Below are 16,878 nucleotides of genomic sequence, written 5' to 3'. Positions count from 1 at the left end.
CGCTACCGCCGCCCGAACAGCCGCTCGATGTCGGCGAGCTTGAGCTCCACATAAGTCGGGCGGCCGTGGTTGCATTGGCCCGAGTGAGGCGTGGCCTCCATCTGGCGCAGCAGAGCGTTCATCTCCGGTGCGTTCAGCCTTCGTCCGGCGCGGACCGAGCCGTGGCAGGCCATGGTCGAGCAGACCTCTTCCAGCCGTTCCTTGAGCGCCAGGGCCTGGCCGTTCTCGGCCAGATCGTCGGCGATGTCGCGGATCAGGCCGGCGACGTCGGTTTCGCCCAGCAGGGCAGGGGTTTCGCGGACCAGAATCGCGCCGGGACCAAAGGCCTCGACCATCAGGCCGAGCGCGGCCAGTTCGTCGGCGCGGGCGGCGACCCGCTCGGCCTCCGCGGGATCGAGCTCGACCACCTCGGGCAGCAGCAGAACTTGGCGCGAGACGCCGCCCTGCGCCATCTCCACCTTCATCCGTTCGTAGACCAGCCGCTCGTGGGCGGCGTGTTGATCGACGATCACGACGCCGTCGCGGGTCTGGGCGACGATATAGGTCTCGTGGACCTGGGCGCGGGCCGCCCCCAGCGGGAAGTCGACCGGATCGAAGGCCATCGAAGGGGCCGGGGCCTCTTGAAGCCCGGGCTGTTGGTTGTAAGACGTGGCGGCGGGCCAGTCCTGAGCCGGTTCGGCGCGGGCCGAGACCTCGGTCAGGCCGGGTATTGTCTGGGCGGCGGCCTGGGCGTTCTGCGCCCAACCGCCCATCTGCCAGGCCGAGAAGCCTTGAGCCGATGGAGCCTGCGGCGACCAGCCTGGGCGCAGGTTGTTCAAGGTTTCGCTGGCGACGGTGGTGGCCGCCCGGTGTCCGGCGCCGGCCAGGACGTGACGCAGGCCGCCGACGATCAGGCCGCGCACCAGGGCCGGATCGCGGAACCTCACCTCGGCCTTGGCCGGGTGGACGTTGACGTCGACATAGCTGGGATCGACCTCAAGATAGAGCGCCACTAGCGGGTGGCGGTCGCGAGCGAGGAAATCGGCGTAGGCGCCGCGCAGCGCGCCCTGCAACAGGCGGTCGCGCACCGGCCGGCCGTTCACGAACAGATACTGGTGGGCCGAGTTGCCGCGATTATAGGTCGGCAGTCCCGCGAACCCCGTCAGCCGCACGCCCTCGCGTTCATGATCGATGGCCAGGGCGTTCTCGGAGAATTCCCGTCCCATGATCGCCGATAGGCGGGCCAGCCGGCCATCGGGCCCCTTGCTCTCCGCCGGCAGGCGCAGGGTGCGGCGGCCGTCCAGGTCCAGGGCGAACGACACATCCTCATGCGCCATGGCCTGGCGCTTGATCTCGTCGGCGATCGACAGCGCCTCGGACCGCTCGGACTTCATGAACTTCAGGCGGGCGGGGGTGGCGTAGAACAGGTCACGCACCTCGACCCGCGCTCCGTGCGGGCCAGGGAAGCCAGACGGCGAGACCGCGCCGACCGCGCCGCCTTCGACCAGTATGGCGTGGGCGTCGGCTGATCCCTTGGCCCGCGAGGAGATCGACAACCGTGCCACCGAGCCGATCGAGGGCAGGGCCTCGCCACGGAAACCGAGGGTGGAGATGTGCAACAGGTCGTAGTCGCCGGCGTCGTCCGGGCTGAGCTTGGAGGTCGCATGGCGCTCGATGGCCAGCGCCAGTTCGTCGGCCGAGAGGCCCGAACCGTCGTCGGCGACCAGGATGCGGGTCAGCCCGCCGCCGTCGGCCTGCACCTCGATGGAACGAGAACCGGCGTCCAAAGCGTTTTCCACCAGTTCCTTCACGGCGCTGGCGGGACGTTCGACCACCTCGCCGGCGGCGATGCGGTTCACGGTCTCTGGGGGAAGGCGGCGTATAGGCATGGTCACGCTTTGGTTAGGCCGTCACTATATGGCGATTCCGGGGGGCAAGTCTGGAAGGTGACTTCGTGAAACGCGTCCTCGGCATTGCGCTTGCCGCCGCTCTCTTCGCATCGGCGGCTCCGGCCCCAGTGCTGGCTCAGGTTCCGCTCACGCCGAGCGCGCAGCTTCCCGCCGGCGCCGTCGATCCCAACGAGACTCTTGTCGAAGAACTGGTCGTGACCGCGCGGCTGCCTGGGCCGGCCTGGTGGCGGGTCTCTGACGGCGACTCGACAGTCTATGTCCTGGGCGCGCCGACCGTGGCGCCCAAGCGTCAGCAGTGGGATCAACTGCAATTCAACCGCCGCCTGGAAGGTGCCAATGCGGTGATCTTGCCGTTCACGGGCCTGAAGGTGAAGCTTGCCGGCGCGCCGGGTGCGGCGATCAGCTATCTGCGCTTGAAGTCGAGCAAGCCGTTCGAGGACAGCCAGGATCCGGCGCAGCGCGAACGTTTCGCCGCCGTTCGGACAAAGCTGGGTCAGCCGGCCGACCACTACAAGACCAATCATCCATTGGCCGCGGCCCTGATGCTCACCGACGACTATCGGGAGAAGGAGGGGCTGACGACCGCCGACCCCACCAAACTGATCAAGTTGCTGGCCCAGCGCAGCGGCGTGAAGATCGTGCAGCGTTCCTACGACCTCGGCCCGTTGCTGGGGGCTGTTACCCGCACCTCGAAGGCCGCAGGCTCGGCCTGTCTGGACGAGGTGATGGGCGAGATCGAGGCCGGGCCGGGCCGGACCCTGGCGGCTTCGCGGGCCTGGGCCGTGGGCGACGTGGGCGGGGCCCTGGGCGCCGAGCGCAGCTATGAGCGGTGCATCGCCGTCACGCCGGGGGCGCTGACCTTCGACGCCCGCGTGAAGCGCGACCTGACGAACGACATCGAAGCGGCCTTGAAGACGCCAGGGCACACGATCGCCGTGGCCCCGTTGCGGACCCTGCTGGCCCAAGGCGGCGTGCTCGATCAGCTCCGCGCCAAGGGCTACGAAGTGAAGACGCCTGGAGATGAGGATTGAGACCGAAAGTTCCTCTCCCCGCCGGGGAGAGGAATAGATCGTGGAGCCTACAGGCCCGGAAGTTTGATGCGCGATTGCTTCTCGCGCGAGATGACCACGGCTCCACCGCCGGTGAGCGGCTTGACGCGGTCTTCTTCAGCGGCCGGATCGATCGGGGCCGGGACGTTGTCGGCCGCCGCGGCGGTCGAGGCCGCGCTCGGCTGGCCGTTGTTCCAGAACATAACCTTGTCGGCGAACGACTTTTCCTTGTGCGCCAGGGCGCCGGTTTCGTCATCGACGACGTAGCGGATCAACGGGTCGGCCTTGTCGGCGCCGGCCTTGGCGACCAACGCCTTTTCGCCGTCCGAGCGAGCCTGGGCCTCGCGTTGGCCGAGCAGGGCCACGCGCGCGGCGCTTTCCGGCTGCAGTTCTTGCGGGCGCGGTTCGCCGGGAGCCGGCGGGCGCAGGGCATAGTCAGGCGGCACGACGAGCGGCGCCTTGGACACGACGCGGAATTCGTCGGGCGTGACCTTGCTCATGCCGAGCGCATTGCGGGTCGAGCTGCAGCTGGAGAGACCCACGCCGGCGGCCGCCACCAGAGCGGTCGCGACAAGCACACGGTTCAGACTCATGTAACGAAGCTCCGAAAGCCGCCCCTGGCGGTAAGGGATGGTTGAATAGCGCATAGGGCGATACCCGCCAATGCGATTAAGACGCCGATTCCTTACGCATGGAATCGAGCAATAAGAAGACCACGCCGATCGTGATGGCGCTGTCGGCCACGTTGAACACCCAGGGGAAGAACCCCAGGCGTTGGAAATCGAGGAAGTCGGCGACTGCACCGAAGCGGATGCGGTCGATGACATTGCCCAGCGCCCCGCCGATCACCAGACCCAGACCGACGGCCATGAACGGCCGTTCGGCCTTGCGCGCCCAGGCCGCCAACACGATGGCCACGATCACCGAGAAGGCCGCCAGCAGCCAGCGGACCAGGTCCGCGTCGGCCCGGAACAGGCCGAAGCTGACGCCCCTGTTCCAGACCATGGTCAGCGAGAACGGTCCGGCGATCGGAACGGAGAAGCGCGACGGCAGGTCGTAGACGAACAGGATCCAGTGCTTGGACAACTGGTCGGCGACGATGACGAAGGCGGCCAGAGCGTAGGCCGTCCAGCCCAGTTTCGTGACTGACTTCATGCTCAAGCCCGAACCGCGTCCCAGGCCGCGACAGCCTCTGCGTCACGCAGGCTGAGGTCGGGGTAGCGAGGATCGGAACCGACTTCCGGCAGGATGCGCCACGAGCGGGCGCACTTCTTGCCTTCCGCCCGCAAAGGTTCGACCGCGACGCCAGGAACGTCGGCGAGAACGAACGCGCCGGCCGGACCTTCGCCCGCAACGAGGGTCGCTTGGCTGGTGCGGAACACCTCGGCGGCGTCGAGGCCGTCGAAGGCCGCGAGCAGGTCGGCGTCGGCCACGTAGACGCGTGGCGCTGCTTCCAGGGCCGCGCCCATGCGCTTTTCGCGACGCTCGATCTCAAGCGCGCCAGTGACGACCGACGTCACCTGCTGGACCTTGGCCCAGCGGGCGGCCTCGGCGTCGTTGCGCCAGTCAGCCGGCGTTTCCGGTATCACCCGCATGCAGTTGGAATGGGCGTCCGGGTAGCGAAGGGTCCAGGCCTCTTCCATGGTGAAGGGCATCAGCGGGGCGAGCCAGGCGGTGAGCCGCTCGAACGCCGCGTCCATCACGGTGCGCGCCGCGCGCCGACGAAGTTCGCCGGGCTGGTCGCAATAGAGGCTGTCGCGGCGAATGTCGAAGAACAGCGACGACAGGTCGGTCTGGCAGAACTCGATGATCGGACGGATCACGTCCTGGAACACGTAGCCTTCGTAGGCGGCGCGAACCTGTCCATCCAATTCCCACAGCCGGTGCAGGACGAACCGCTCCAGCGGCGGCATCTGCTCCAGCTCAACCGCCTCGTCTGGCGAGTAGTCAGCCAGGGCGCCGAGCATGTAGCGCACGGTGTTGCGGAGCTTGCGATAGGCGTCGGAGGTCGTCTGCAGCACGGTCTTGCCGATGCGGCTGTCGTCCGAATAGTCGATCATCGCGGCCCACAGCCGGATGATCTCGGCGCCGGACTCGCGGATCACTACCTCAGGATCGACCACGTTGCCCTTGGACTTCGACATCTTCTCGCCGGCCTCGTCCATGGTGAAGCCGTGGGTGAGGATGGCGTCGTAGGGCGCGCGGCCGCGCGTGCCGGAGCTTTCCAGCAGCGAGGATTGGAACCAGCCGCGATGCTGGTCGGAGCCTTCCAGATAGAGGTCGGCGGGCCAGCGGGTGTGCTCGCGATTTTCGAGCGTGAAGGCGTGGGTCGATCCGCTGTCGAACCAGACGTCGAGGATATCGTCGATCTTCTCGAAGCGTTCCGGATCGTGGCTGCCCAGGAAGTCGGTCACCGGGCGGTTGAACCAGGCGTCAGCGCCCTCGGCCTTGATGGCCTCGACGATCCTGCGATCGACTTCCGGGTCGTGCAGCGGGTGGTTCGTCTCCTTGTCGACGAACATGGCCAGCGGCGCGCCCCAGGCGCGTTGGCGGCTGATCAGCCAGTCGGGGCGGCTCTCGACCATTGAGCGGATGCGGTTCTTGCCGCCGGCCGGATAGAAGGCCGTCGCCTCGATGGATTCCAGCGCCGTCTCGCGCAGGGTCCGGCCGCCGTTGGCGGGGGTGTCGATCGGCTCATCCATGCGGATGAACCACTGTGGCGTGTTGCGGAAGATCACCGGCGCCTTTGAGCGCCAGGAGTGCGGATAGGAGTGCTCCATCCGGCCGCGGGCCAGCAGGCGCCCGGCCTCGATCAGCTTGTCCATGACCGCGCCGTTGGCCGGTCCGAACTTGCCGGCCTTCTTGCCTTCGGTCTCCAGCACCTTCAGCCCGCCGAACAGCGGCACGTGCGGGTAGTAGGCGCCGTCCTGGTCGACGGTGTCGGGGATTTCGCGGTGGCCGTGGGCCAGCCAGACCAGATAGTCGTCGGCGCCGTGGCCCGGCGCGGTATGCACAAAGCCGGTGCCGGCGTCATCGGTGACGTGGTCGCCCTGCAGCAGCGGCACCGGAAATTCGTAATGAGCGTCCAAGGCGTGCAGCGGATGCTCGCAGACCATGCCCTGGCAATCGATAGCCTCGACCCGGCGCCACTTGGCGATCTTGGCGGTCTTGAAGACGTCCTCGGCCAGCTTCTCGGCCAGGATCAGGCGGTCGCCGGCCTTGGCCCAGGGCTCGAACTCCAGGCCCTCTTCCATGGCTTCGACCTGATAGACGGCGTAGCTGATCGACTCTGAATAGCTGATCGCCCGGTTGGCCGGGATGGTCCAGGGCGTGGTCGTCCAGATCACCACGCTGGCGCCGACAGCGGCGTCGGAGCCCTGCACAACGGGGAACTTCACCCAGATCGTCGGCGAGACATGGTCATGATACTCGACCTCGGCGTCGGCAAGGGCGGTGCGCTCGACCGGGCTCCACATCACCGGCTTGGAGCCGCGATAGAGTTGGTCGGTGGCGACGAACTTGTGGAACTCGGCCACGATCGCGGCCTCGCTCGAATAGTCCATGGTCGCGTAGCGGTGCTCCCAGTCGCCTAGAACGCCCAGGCGCTTGAAGCCGGCCATTTGTACGGCGATCCATTTGGAGGCGTATTCACGGCAGCGGGTGCGGAACTCGGCCTTGGAGACCTCGTCCTTGCGGCGACCCTGGCCGCGCAGCTCTTCCTCGATCTTCCACTCGATCGGCAGGCCATGGCAGTCCCAGCCCGGGACGTAGTCGACATCGTAGCCCAGCAGGAACCGCGAACGGACCACGAAGTCCTTCAGTGTCTTATGCAGCGCGTGGCCGATGTGAATGGCGCCGTTCGCATAGGGCGGGCCGTCATGCAGCACGAACAGCGGGGCTCCGGCCCGTTGCCGCTCGGCGCGGATGGCGTTGTAGAGGTCGAGCTTCGCCCAGCTCTCCAGGATCTCGGGTTCCTTCTTCGGCAACCCGGCGCGCATCGGGAACGCCGTATCGGGAAGGAAGACGGTTTCGCGGTAATCGCGCGAAGGCATTTCGGCGTCGTCGGCCATGGGACTTTCCAGCTTGGCTCGGAACTTGGGGACTTAGACGGGTGGAACCCGGCGCGCGCTGGAGCGATCGTCCGGCGGCGTCACGCCGGGCGGATAATTCGTAGGGTTTTCCGAACCGAAGTCATGTTCGGGCTGTAGCAGAGGGCGCCGCCGCGCGCGAGCCCCCAATGGACGCCAGACGGTCACCGGCCGGGGATTTGACTTCCGAGGCGCGCACCCCCACTATCTAGGTGCGATGAGTATTTGCATGAACATGCCGCGCCGAGCGCACCATGCGGGCCGCCTAGTCCAAGGAGACTAGCCCCGAACTCATATCGGCTGTGCGCCGAGGGTTCGGGGATGCTTCCTCAAAAATCCTGATCACTATCCCGATAACCGTGACGTTTCGTCACGCGGAGCATCGTGACCATGTCGAAACAGAAGAAGTCTCCCGCAGATACTGCGGGTGTTCTTTCCCGTGCGCGAAATGCGGACCAGCCTACTGCCGAGGTTGTGCCGTTCCGCCCGCGCCGTGAGGCCGCAATCCCCGACCCCGATCCCGACGACCAGCCGCCGCCTTCGGCGGCCTGACCCCAATTTCAAGGAATTGAACATGACCACCAAGACCAAGGCCCGCCCAAAGGTGCGGGTGACCGAAGCCGATTTCGAGAAGCTGGCCGCCATTGGCCGTGCCTCGCGCTCACCGATGCCCGGCGCGACCCTGCTGCTTGAGGAGCTGGAGCGCTTCGCCATTGTTTCCGAGCAGAGCGAGCGCCGCTCGAAGTTCGTCCGCCTCGGATCGCAGGTGACCTATCGCGATCTGGTTCTCCAGCGCGAACGCACGGTCCGCGTCGGCCTGCCTGGGGAAGCCAATGTCGACGAGAACCGCATCTCCGTGCTCGCCCCGGTGGGCGCGGCCTTGATGGGCCTGTCGGTCGGCGACGTCTTCCGCTGGCTGGGACCCGACGAAAAGCCGCGTGAGATCGAGGTGCTGCAGATCGAGGACTAGAACTCGGGCAACAGCAGCGCCCGGGCCTGGGCGGCGTCGGCCATGACCTGAGCGGTCATGGTCTCGAGGCTGTCGAACTTCTCTTCCGGGCGCAGGAAGGCGATCAGGTCGGTCTCGATCACCTGGTCGTAAATGTCCTCGTCGAAGTCGAACAGCCAGACTTCCAGGCGCGGGGCGATCTCGCCGGCGACGGTCGGATTGACCCCGATATTGGCGACGCCGGCGATCTCGCGGCCATCGGGCAGGCGGGTTCGCGTGGCGTAGACTCCAAGCTTGGGGATCACATAGTCGGTCAGCGCCACATTGGCGGTCGGGAAGCCCAGGGTGCGGCCAAGCTGACGACCGCGTTCGACCGCGCCTTCAATGGCGAACGGGCGGCCGAGGATGAAGGCGGCCTGTTCCGGATATCCGTCCCGCAGCGCCTCGCGCACGCCGGTCGAGGAAAACTTGGTGTCGCCCTGGCCCAAGGCTTCGGCGACCGACACCGTGAAGCCGAGCTCCTTGCCATATTTCCCCATCAGTTCCGGACTGCCGGTGCGGCCCTTGCCGAACGAGACGTCGAAACCCACGGCGACGTGGCGAACGCCCAGCCCCTGGGCCAGCACCTGGCTTGCGAACTCGTAGTCGGTGAGGTCGGCCATTTCGCGGTCGAAAGGGAGCACATGGAAGAAATCGACGCCGAGCGCCGCGAGGGCGCGCGCCTGCTGGTCGGTCTTCATGATCCGGAACGTGGGAGCGTCCGGCTGGAAGATTTGCCGGGGATGCGGATCAAAGCTGATGACGCCGAGTGGCGCCTTCAGCGCCTGGGCTGCTTTCGCCGCCTGGGCGATGACCTTCTGGTGGCCGCGATGGACGCCGTCGAAATTGCCGAAGGCGACGGCGGCGCCGCGATCGGTGGCCTCCAAACCCTTCCAGCCGTGAACGATACGCATGGCTAGCCGGCCTTCGTGGTGTTGCGGCGGGGAACCATCACCACGGCCTCGCCATCGACGACGGTCTTGCCATCGACCTGACAGACGGTGGTCAGGGTGGCGTGGGCGCGCCGCTCGTCCAGCGCCTGGACGGTCACGCGCGTGACCACGGGGTCGCCGATCTTGACGGGGCGCCGGAAGCGCAGGGATTGGGTGAGATAGATCGCGCCGGGACCTGGCAGCCTCGTGCCCAGCATCGCCGAGATATAGGCGCCCGATAGCATGCCGTGGGCGATACGGCCCTGGAACGGCGTTGTCAGAGCATAGGCTTCGTCCAGGTGGACCGGATTGGTGTCACCAGACACAGCGGCAAAGGCCTCGACGTCCGCCGCGCCCACGATCTTCGTGGTCTCGGCCGACTGACCGATGGTCAGATCCTCGAAGAAAATCCCCTGCACGCCCACCACTCCTGACAGTTCGAGCCCTAGTTAGCGGCTTTTGCTCACCACGCCAGATCGGCGATGGCGTAGGTGGCCCGCGCGCCGTCCTTGGCGAGCAGGCGCTCGACCGCCGAGGCGTCGAGACCGTCCTCGCCAATCGTCTCGGCGCCATGGATGCCGCTGGCGACGAACAGCACGTCCAGCTCCTGGTCGTTCGCGCCCTTGGCGTCGGTGGCCACGGCGTCTCCGATGCAGAGCACGCGCGAACGGTCGATATGCTTGCCGAGCAGGACCTGGGCCTCACCGAGGCAGAGATCATAAATCGGGGCGTGCGGCTTGCCGGCCATGATCACCTGGCCGCCGAGCTGCTCGTAGCGCTGGGCCAGCGCGCCGCCGCAGTAGATCAGCTTGTCGCCGCGCTGCACCACGATGTCCGGGTTGGCGCAGATCATCGGCAGACCGCGCGCGATGGTCGTCTTGAAGCGCTCTTCGTAGTCGTCCGGGCCCTCGACCTCGTCATCGACAGGGCCGGTGCAGGAGATGAAGGCCGCGTCCTCGGGACCGGCGAAGGCCAGGTCGAGACCCTCATAGAGGACGAAGTCGCGATCAGGGCCGATGGCCCAGGCCGGCCCAGGCGCGCGGCCGCTCAACAGGATGCGGGTGGCGTCGCCCGACGAGACGAAGGCCGACCACGCCTCGCGCGGAACGCCGAGTTCGTCGAGTTGCTCATGCACGGCGCTCGATGGGCGCGGAGAGTTGGAGATCAGGATCACCGGGCCGCGCTCGGCGCGCCAGCGCGCCAGCGCCTCGCAGGCGGCGGGGAAGCTCTCGCGTCCGTTGTGGATCACGCCCCAGACATCGGAGAGCAGCACGTCGTAGCGGTCGGCCACGGCCGAGAGGCCGGAGATCAGGACAGGTGCGGTCATGCTCGGGCGGTACCGGGCCGTGCGACGAAGGTCAATGCGCCGAAGCCGGTCAGCCCCTGGCCCCGACCCGCCTGCGCGGGTTCGGATGCAGGAACTCAGCCGGGGGATCGGTCTCGGCCAGGACCGCGTCGCGGATGGCGCGGGGCTCGCCGAACAGGTGGCCTTGGCCAAAGGCGATGTCGAGTTCGAGGATGTCGACGATCTGGCGCTCGCTCTCGACCTTCTCGGCGATGAGATCGACGCCGTAGCGGCGGGTCAGCGAGGCGAAATCCTGGGCCGCGAGGTCGGGCATCGAGCGGAACACCAGGCCATCCTCGGTCTCGAGCAGCTCTTCCAGCAGGAAGGGCGCGCTGACCTTCAGGAACTTCACGTCGGCGCGGGCCAGGTCGTGGAAGTCGATGTCGAGGTCGTGGACCTTGTCGAGGGAGAAGCGGAAGCCGAGCTCGGCCAGCCGGCCCATGTTGCGGGCCTCGACCGCGCCTCGCGCGTCGAAGGCGGCTTGTCCCAATTCGAAGATCAGGGCGCCGGCCAGGTCACGGTTGTCGGCGAGCAATTCCAGAAACTGCGGGAAGAAGGTCTCGTCCGCGAGACTGGCGATCGAGATGTTGCAAAAGATGCCGACCTTGCGGTCCTGCTTGGCCAGCCGGCGTACGATCTGCACGCAACGGAACAGCAGCAGGTTGTCGATCGAGGTGACCAGGCCTTCGGGCTCGGCGACCGCCAGATACTCGGCCGGCATCAAGACGCGGCCGCTTTCATCGCGCAGCCGCGAATAGCTTTCGTAGAAGACGGTCCGGCGCTGAGGCAGGCCGACGATGGGTTGCAGGTAGAGATCGACGCGGTTCTCGGCCAGGGCCGCGCGAACGGTGTCGAGCAGGGCCGCCGATTGGCGGGCCCGGGTATTGGCGTCCTGACGAGCGGCGAAGGGCGCGACCGTGACGCGCTCTTCCAGCCGGTGGCCCATGCGCTCGACCAAGTCCTCCAGCATGTGGACTTCGTCGGACAGCGCCTCGGAACGGTTCACGTCGTCGCTGACCGCGTCAGCGACTTCGCTCATTCGCGCGTCCACCAGTTCCATTTGGCCGAGCATGATCCGCTGGGCGTCGCGCAGCGATTCCAATTCCTTGCGGACGGCGCGCAATTTCAGGGATTGGGCGACCAGACCATGGACGGCGAAGCAGAGGCCAAGACCGCCGACCAGAGCGGCGACGCCCGCAGCCCAGCCTCCTCCGTTCCGCCACAGCAGCAGGGCGACGATCAGAGCGAGACAGAGGTAGGTGGCCGAAAGCGCCACCGAGGTGAACTGCCGCATGAGCCCGCGTGTCCGAATCACCCGGAGTATCGGACGGCGAAGCTGGACAAGTCGAATGGATTAACGGCTTTGCGCCCAACCTGGGCGCCAAGGCGCCTCTATCGCGTCGGAACCGGCGTCTCGCCGCGATAGTCGTAGAAGCCGCGGCCGGCCTTGCGGCCCAGCCAACCGGCCTCGACGTACTTCACCAGCAGCGGGCAGGGACGGTACTTCGAATCTGCGAGGCCTTCGTAGAGCACGTTCATGATCGACAGCACTGTGTCGAGCCCGATGAAGTCGCCGAGTTCCAGCGGACCCATCGGATGATTGGCGCCCAGCTTCAGGGCGGTGTCGATGGCGTCCACCGTGCCCACCCCTTCGTACAGGGTGTAGATCGCCTCGTTGATCAACGGAACCAGTATGCGGTTGACGATGAAGGCGGGGAAATCCTCGGCGTTGGCGGTGGTCTTGCCCAGCGACTTGGCGAAGTTGACGGCGGTCTCGTAGGTCGGCGCGTCGGTCGCTATGCCGCGGATGATTTCCACGAGCTTCATCAGCGGCACTGGATTCATGAAGTGCAGGCCGATGAAGCGCTCGGGACGGTCGGACGCCGCGCCCAGGCGGGTGATCGAAATCGAGGAGGTGTTCGAGGCCAGGATGGTGTCCGGGCCGAGGTGCGGGGTCAGCGCCTTGAAGATGGCCTTCTTGACCTCTTCATTTTCGGTCGCCGCCTCAATGGCCATGTCGGTCGCGCCGATGGCCTGGAGCTCGGGGGCGCCCTTGATGCGGGCGATGGCGCCGTCCATGGCGGCCTGGTCGATGATGCCGCGCACGACCTGCCGGCTGAGATTGCGCTCGATCAGCGACAGGCCCGATGCGATCTTGTCTTCGCTGACATCGTGCAGCAGCACGTCGTAGCCCGCGAGTGCGCAAACATGCGCTATGCCCGATCCCATTTGGCCCGCGCCGATGACGCCGACCGACTTGATCTGAACCATGCCGAAAACTGCCTCGAATGACACGGATACGGTCTCAGCCGCAGCCGCTTGTGACGGGTTTCTAACATGGGGAGCGGCGCTGTCGCCAAGGTTTTTGCTGCGTCGCAGCGTAACTGCGGCGGTGAAAATAGCCTTAGGAAGCTGAGGCTTCGACCTCAGCCCGCAACCAGTCGCGCAGGGCGTGTATGCGCCGAAGTTTCGGGTTATCCGAGCGCCACGCGATGAAGAAGGCGTGGTCGTTCTCAACCGCGTGCGGCAGCAGTCGGACCAAACGTCCGGTGGCCAAATCCTGTTCGACCAACCCGCTGCGGGCAAGGGCCACCCCCATGCCGTGAGCGGCGGATTCCACCACAAGGATGGAGTCTTCAAACTCCAGGCCGTCGCCTGGATCGGTCAGGCCATAGGCCGAGAACCAGAGGTTCCAGGCGCGGTGGCGGTGGCGTAGCAGCGGCGCCTTGAGCAAGTCGGCTGGGGTCCGGAAATCATGCCTCGCCGCCAAGGCCGGGCTTGCGACCGGGAAGAGTTGTTCCCGCAGCAGCAGGACGCTTTCGACGTCCTGTCCGGGGCCTGGCCCGTAGCGAATCCCCATATCGACCCCGTCGGTGACGAAATTCGCCAGCCGGGATTCCACCACGAGATCGACATTCGCCCCGGACGGATCGGCGGTCAGCCGCGGCAGGCGAGTGGGCAACCAGCGGGCGGCGAACTGCGGATCAAGGCTGACGACCAGCGGGTCACGCTCGGCGGCCTGGGAAAATGCTTCGACTGCATTCTGCAGGATGTGCATCGCCCGTTCGATTTCCCCTGCCAGCCGGTCGGCCTCGGGCGTCGGGATCATAGCGTTGCCTTTGCGGGCGAACAGCCGCGCGCCGAGGTCTTCCTCCAGCCGCCGGATCTGCTGGCTGACCGCGCCGTGGGTGACCGACAGTTCTTCAGCCGCGCGGCTATAGCTGCGCAGGCGCGCAGCGATGGCGAGAGCGCGAAGTGCGAAGAACGGCGGTAGGCGAGCCATGTCGGGTTGTTAGTCTCGCTAACAGCCCTGGGCAATAACCATCGTTCGTAACAGGGGGCGATCAGGCCGATATCGATGGGGCGGCGCCGCTCCCCTCCTCGTTTACCAGGAACGACCTCATGAAAGCCCAGCTTCTCCTGCTGAGCGTGGCTGGCCTGCTGTCCGCCGCGCCTCTCCTTGCTCAGGCCGCGCCGGCCAATGTCGAACGATATGTCGCGACCGCGGCCGGCGACGCCAATGAACGTCTGGCCGACCGTGGCGTGGACCTTGGCGGCCGGACCGTGACCGTGCGCGCTCGGGTCGGTCTTGACCGCCTCAACGGCGCCCAGGTGGTCGGCGCCAGCGGTTCGGCCGAACTCGACGACCAGGTCGCTGCGGCGTTGCGCAATGTCCGCACCACCAAGGCGCCGCCGGAGCTTGTCGGGCGCGAGGTCATGCTCACCCTCGGCCAGCCGGCGACGACATCTGCCATCGCAAAGCGCTGACCCCACACCAGCGCAGGCGCGAAAAAGGGGCGGTTCCTTGCGGAGCCGCCCCTGATCGCATTTCAAAAATGTAGTTGAGCGCTGTCGGCTATTTTCCGGCCGCGGTCAGGGCGTCCATCAGTTCCGGCACGGCGGTCTTGTAGTCCGCCACCAGACCGAAATCGGCCACTTGGAAGATCGGCGCGTCGGCGTCCTTGTTGATCGCAACGATCACCTTGGAGTCCTTCATGCCGGCGAGATGCTGGATCGCGCCGGAGATGCCGATGGCCACGTAGAGCTCGGGAGCCACGACCTTGCCGGTCTGGCCGACTTGGTAATCGTTGGGGGCGTAGCCCGCATCGACCGCCGCGCGGCTGGCGCCGACCGCCGCGCCGAGCTTGTCGGCGAGCGGTTCGATGACCTTGGAGAACTCTTCAGCCGAGCCCATGGCGCGGCCGCCGGAGACGACGATCTTGGCGCCGGCCAGCTCGGGACGAGCCGACTTGACCAGTTGTTGATCGACGAACTTGATCTTGGCCGAAGCGGCGCCGGCGGCGACGTTCTCGACCGAGGCCGAGCCGCCTTCACCAGCCGCCTTGAAGGCGGTGGCGCGGACGGTGATCACCTTCTTGGCGTCGGACGACTGGACGGTTTCCAGCGCGTTGCCGGCGTAGATCGGGCGCACGAAGGTGTCGTTGCTGACGACTTCGACGATTTCCGAGATCTGCGCGACGTCCAGCTTGGCCGCGATGCGGGGGCTGAAGTTCTTGCCTTGCGAGGTGGCCGGGGTCAGGACGGCGTCGTAGCCCCCCATCAGCGGCAGGACCGTGGCTTCGACAGCTTCGGCCAGGCCTTGGCCCAGCTCGTCGCTTTCGGCCAGCAGCACCTTGCGGACGCCGGCGATCTTGGCGGCGGCGTCGGCCGCTGCCTTGGCGTCCTTACCAGCGACCAGCACGTCCACGTCGCCCGAGAGGACCAGCGCGGCGGTGACGGTCTTGTTGGTGGAGTCCTTCAGCGACGCGTTGTCGTGATCGGCGATGACGAGAACAGCCATTAGAGCACCCCCGCGGTCTTCAGGTTAGCGACCAGGTCGCCAGCAGTTTCGACCTTGATCCCGGCCGAGCGCTTGGCGGGCTCAGCGACCTTCAGGACCTTCAGGTGCGGCTTCAGGTCGACGCCCAGCGTGGCGACTTCCTTGACGTCCAGCGGCTTCTTCTTCGCCTTCATGATGTTCGGCAGCGAAGCGTAGCGCGGCTCATTGAGGCGCAGGTCGGCGGTGATGATCGCCGGCAGGGTCGCTTCGATGGTCTGCAGACCGCCGTCGACTTCGCGAGTCACCTTGGCCTTGTCGGCCGACAGTTCGATGGCCGAGGCGAAGGTCGCCTGGGGCCAGTCGAGCAGGGCCGCCAGCATTTGGCCGGTGGCGTTGTTGTCGCCATCGATGGCTTGCTTGCCCATGATGACGACGCCGGGGGCTTCTTCGGCGATGACCGCCTTGAGCACCTTGGCGACTTCCAGCGGCTCCAGATCCTGGTCCGACTGGATCAGGACGCCACGGTCGGCGCCCATGGCCAGAGCTTGACGCAGGGTTTCTTGAGCCTGTGCCGGTCCAATCGAGACGACGACCACTTCCGTGGCGACGCCCTTTTCCTTGAGGCGAACAGCCTCTTCGACTGCGATTTCGCAGAAGGGATTAATGGACATTTTGACGTTGGCGAGGTCGACGCCCGATTGGTCGGACTTCACCCTAGCCTTGACGTTTGAATCGATCACCCGTTTGACCGGGACCAACACCTTCATGGGTTGCTAGCGCCTCAAATTTGCATTGCGAAAAAATCGGTCGGATGCGGCATAACGCTTCCGACGCGCTTTGCAAGTCGGTGGCGGGTCACACTTCGCCCCAATTTCGGCGGATCGCATCGCTAGCAGCCGCCTTAATCGATGAATAGAACGACGCCATGAACCGTACGATCGACCGGCTTAAGCTGATCTTCCTCGCCGCTTTCGCCATCCTGAGCGCAGGCGCTTTCGCCTATCACATCGGCTGGGTCTGGCCGGGCCAGAAGTGCGAAGCTGCGGGTGACTGGTGGGACTGGCGCAGCCGGACCTGCGCGAGCCCGGTGCTGATCTCCGACATCACCGGCCGGGTCATCAAGAACGACGAGACCCGCAACGCGGCGAAGGCCGACGCCGCCAAGGCGCGCGCCGCTGGCGATACCGAAGCTCGTCCGGCCGCCAAGGCGGCCGAGGCCGCGCCCGCCGCCAAGAACTAGCGGGTCGCGCCGGACTTCCAGAACACCTCGGCGCGGCCCTGATCGTTGGCGTGACGCGCGGCCACGAACAGGAAATCCGATAGCCTGTTCAAATACTTCATGGCGGCTGGGCTGACCTGCTGCCCGGACTCCGCCAGGGCGACGGCGGCGCGCTCGGCGCGTCGCGAGACGGTCCGCGCCAGGTGCAGGTTGGCGGCCGCGGCGGTGCCGCCCGGCAGGATGAACGAGGTGAGCGGCGGCAGTTGCGCGTTCATCGTGTCGATCTCGCGCTCCAGCCGCTCGATCTGGCTATCGACCATGCGCAGGGTGTGGGTTTCGTCCTTCAGCGGCGGGGTCGCCAGGTCTGCGCCCAGGTCGAACAGCTCGTTCTGAATGCGCGCCAGCATGGCGTCGAACTCAGGGTCGGCGGCGGTGTGCAACCGCGCCATGCCGACGCAGGCGTTGGCCTCGTCCACCGCGCCGTAGGTCTCGACCCGGAGCGACGATTTGGAGACCTGCTCGCCGCTGGCCAGACGGGTGGCGCCGGCGTCGCCGGTCCGGGTGTAGATTTTATTCAGCGTGACCACA

17 protein-coding genes are annotated in these 16,878 nt (G+C 66.5%); 4 read left to right on the top strand and 13 right to left on the bottom strand.

Translation table 11 applies throughout. The annotated features are described in order from the left end of the window. Positions 1–2 precede the first annotated feature (2 nt). A complete protein-coding gene (gene mutL / locus Q8M13_RS18910) occupies positions 3–1,868 on the bottom strand; it encodes a DNA mismatch repair endonuclease MutL (RefSeq protein ID WP_305301730.1) in 1,866 nt (621 codons plus the stop codon). Between the two features lie 65 nt (positions 1,869–1,933). Between mutL and Q8M13_RS18905 the strand changes: the two genes are divergently transcribed. Next, entirely contained in the window at positions 1,934–2,920 is a 987-nt protein-coding gene (locus tag Q8M13_RS18905) for a TraB/GumN family protein (RefSeq protein ID WP_305301728.1), read from the top strand. Between the two features lie 47 nt (positions 2,921–2,967). On the opposite strand, the gene Q8M13_RS18900 is transcribed toward Q8M13_RS18905, so the two are convergent. The 3 genes from Q8M13_RS18900 to ileS all read right to left on the bottom strand — a co-directional run bounded on the left by Q8M13_RS18900 (position 2,968) and on the right by ileS (position 7,008). Then, positions 2,968–3,531 (bottom strand): DUF3035 domain-containing protein, encoded by a 564-nt coding sequence (locus tag Q8M13_RS18900; protein ID WP_305301727.1) that lies wholly within the window; start codon positions 3,529–3,531, stop codon positions 2,968–2,970. A 76-nt stretch (positions 3,532–3,607) separates the two neighbouring features. Next, positions 3,608–4,093: a signal peptidase II gene (gene lspA / locus Q8M13_RS18895; protein WP_305301726.1), complete on the bottom strand. Its 486-nt coding sequence runs from the start codon at positions 4,091–4,093 to the stop codon at positions 3,608–3,610. Positions 4,094–4,095: 2 nt separating this feature from the next. Further along, positions 4,096–7,008: an isoleucine--tRNA ligase gene (ileS, locus tag Q8M13_RS18890; protein ID WP_305301725.1), complete on the bottom strand. Its 2,913-nt coding sequence runs from the start codon at positions 7,006–7,008 to the stop codon at positions 4,096–4,098. A 592-nt stretch (positions 7,009–7,600) separates the two neighbouring features. Here ileS and Q8M13_RS18885 point away from each other — a divergent pair. After that, positions 7,601–7,996, top strand: a complete 396-nt coding sequence (locus Q8M13_RS18885) for a GreA/GreB family elongation factor (RefSeq protein ID WP_305301724.1) — start codon at positions 7,601–7,603, stop codon at positions 7,994–7,996. Here the strand turns inward: Q8M13_RS18885 and Q8M13_RS18880 are convergent. The 6 genes from Q8M13_RS18880 to Q8M13_RS18855 form a co-directional block, all read right to left on the bottom strand. Next, positions 7,993–8,928, bottom strand: coding sequence for a bifunctional riboflavin kinase/FAD synthetase (locus Q8M13_RS18880; RefSeq protein ID WP_305301723.1), 936 nt, complete (start codon positions 8,926–8,928; stop codon positions 7,993–7,995). The genes Q8M13_RS18885 and Q8M13_RS18880 overlap by 4 nt on opposite strands. 2 nt (positions 8,929–8,930) lie before the next feature. Beyond that, positions 8,931–9,365 carry a MaoC family dehydratase gene (locus Q8M13_RS18875; RefSeq protein ID WP_305301722.1) on the bottom strand — a complete coding sequence of 145 codons (435 nt, stop codon included), beginning with the start codon at positions 9,363–9,365 and terminating at the stop codon, positions 8,931–8,933. A gap of 44 nt (positions 9,366–9,409) precedes the next feature. Then, a complete protein-coding gene (locus tag Q8M13_RS18870) occupies positions 9,410–10,273 on the bottom strand; it encodes a TIGR01459 family HAD-type hydrolase (RefSeq protein ID WP_305301721.1) in 864 nt (287 codons plus the stop codon). Between the two features lie 49 nt (positions 10,274–10,322). Beyond that, positions 10,323–11,585: an EAL domain-containing protein gene (locus Q8M13_RS18865; protein WP_305301720.1), complete on the bottom strand. Its 1,263-nt coding sequence runs from the start codon at positions 11,583–11,585 to the stop codon at positions 10,323–10,325. Positions 11,586–11,683: 98 nt separating this feature from the next. Next, on the bottom strand, positions 11,684–12,562 hold the full coding sequence (locus Q8M13_RS18860) for a 3-hydroxybutyryl-CoA dehydrogenase (protein WP_305301719.1): 879 nt from the start codon (positions 12,560–12,562) through the stop codon (positions 11,684–11,686). Positions 12,563–12,695: 133 nt separating this feature from the next. Then, on the bottom strand, positions 12,696–13,574 hold the full coding sequence (locus Q8M13_RS18855; protein ID WP_305301717.1) for a LysR substrate-binding domain-containing protein: 879 nt from the start codon (positions 13,572–13,574) through the stop codon (positions 12,696–12,698). Positions 13,575–13,693: 119 nt separating this feature from the next. On the opposite strand from Q8M13_RS18855, the gene Q8M13_RS18850 reads away from it, so the two are divergent. Next, a complete protein-coding gene (locus tag Q8M13_RS18850; protein WP_305301715.1) occupies positions 13,694–14,059 on the top strand; it encodes a hypothetical protein in 366 nt (121 codons plus the stop codon). A gap of 88 nt (positions 14,060–14,147) precedes the next feature. On the opposite strand, the gene Q8M13_RS18845 is transcribed toward Q8M13_RS18850, so the two are convergent. Next, on the bottom strand, positions 14,148–15,092 hold the full coding sequence (locus Q8M13_RS18845) for an electron transfer flavoprotein subunit alpha/FixB family protein (RefSeq protein WP_305301714.1): 945 nt from the start codon (positions 15,090–15,092) through the stop codon (positions 14,148–14,150). Further along, positions 15,092–15,838, bottom strand: a complete 747-nt coding sequence (locus Q8M13_RS18840) for an electron transfer flavoprotein subunit beta/FixA family protein (RefSeq protein WP_305301712.1) — start codon at positions 15,836–15,838, stop codon at positions 15,092–15,094. The genes Q8M13_RS18845 and Q8M13_RS18840 overlap by 1 nt, the downstream gene beginning before the upstream one ends. Positions 15,839–15,996: 158 nt before the next feature. On the opposite strand from Q8M13_RS18840, the gene Q8M13_RS18835 reads away from it, so the two are divergent. Beyond that, a complete protein-coding gene (locus tag Q8M13_RS18835) occupies positions 15,997–16,311 on the top strand; it encodes a hypothetical protein (protein WP_305301711.1) in 315 nt (104 codons plus the stop codon). Here Q8M13_RS18835 and Q8M13_RS18830 read toward each other — a convergent pair. Further along, complete coding sequence (locus Q8M13_RS18830) at positions 16,308–16,877, bottom strand: cob(I)yrinic acid a,c-diamide adenosyltransferase (protein WP_305301710.1); 570 nt, start codon at positions 16,875–16,877, stop codon at positions 16,308–16,310. The two genes, Q8M13_RS18835 and Q8M13_RS18830, sit on opposite strands and share 4 nt — an antisense overlap. Between the last annotated feature and the right edge of the window lies 1 nt (position 16,878).

Source organism: Phenylobacterium sp. (genome assembly GCF_030681155.1).
Classification (GTDB): domain Bacteria; phylum Pseudomonadota; class Alphaproteobacteria; order Caulobacterales; family Caulobacteraceae; genus Phenylobacterium.
The sequence above is the reverse complement of the archived record's forward strand: the minus strand, read 5'-3'. Positions and strand labels throughout refer to the sequence as shown.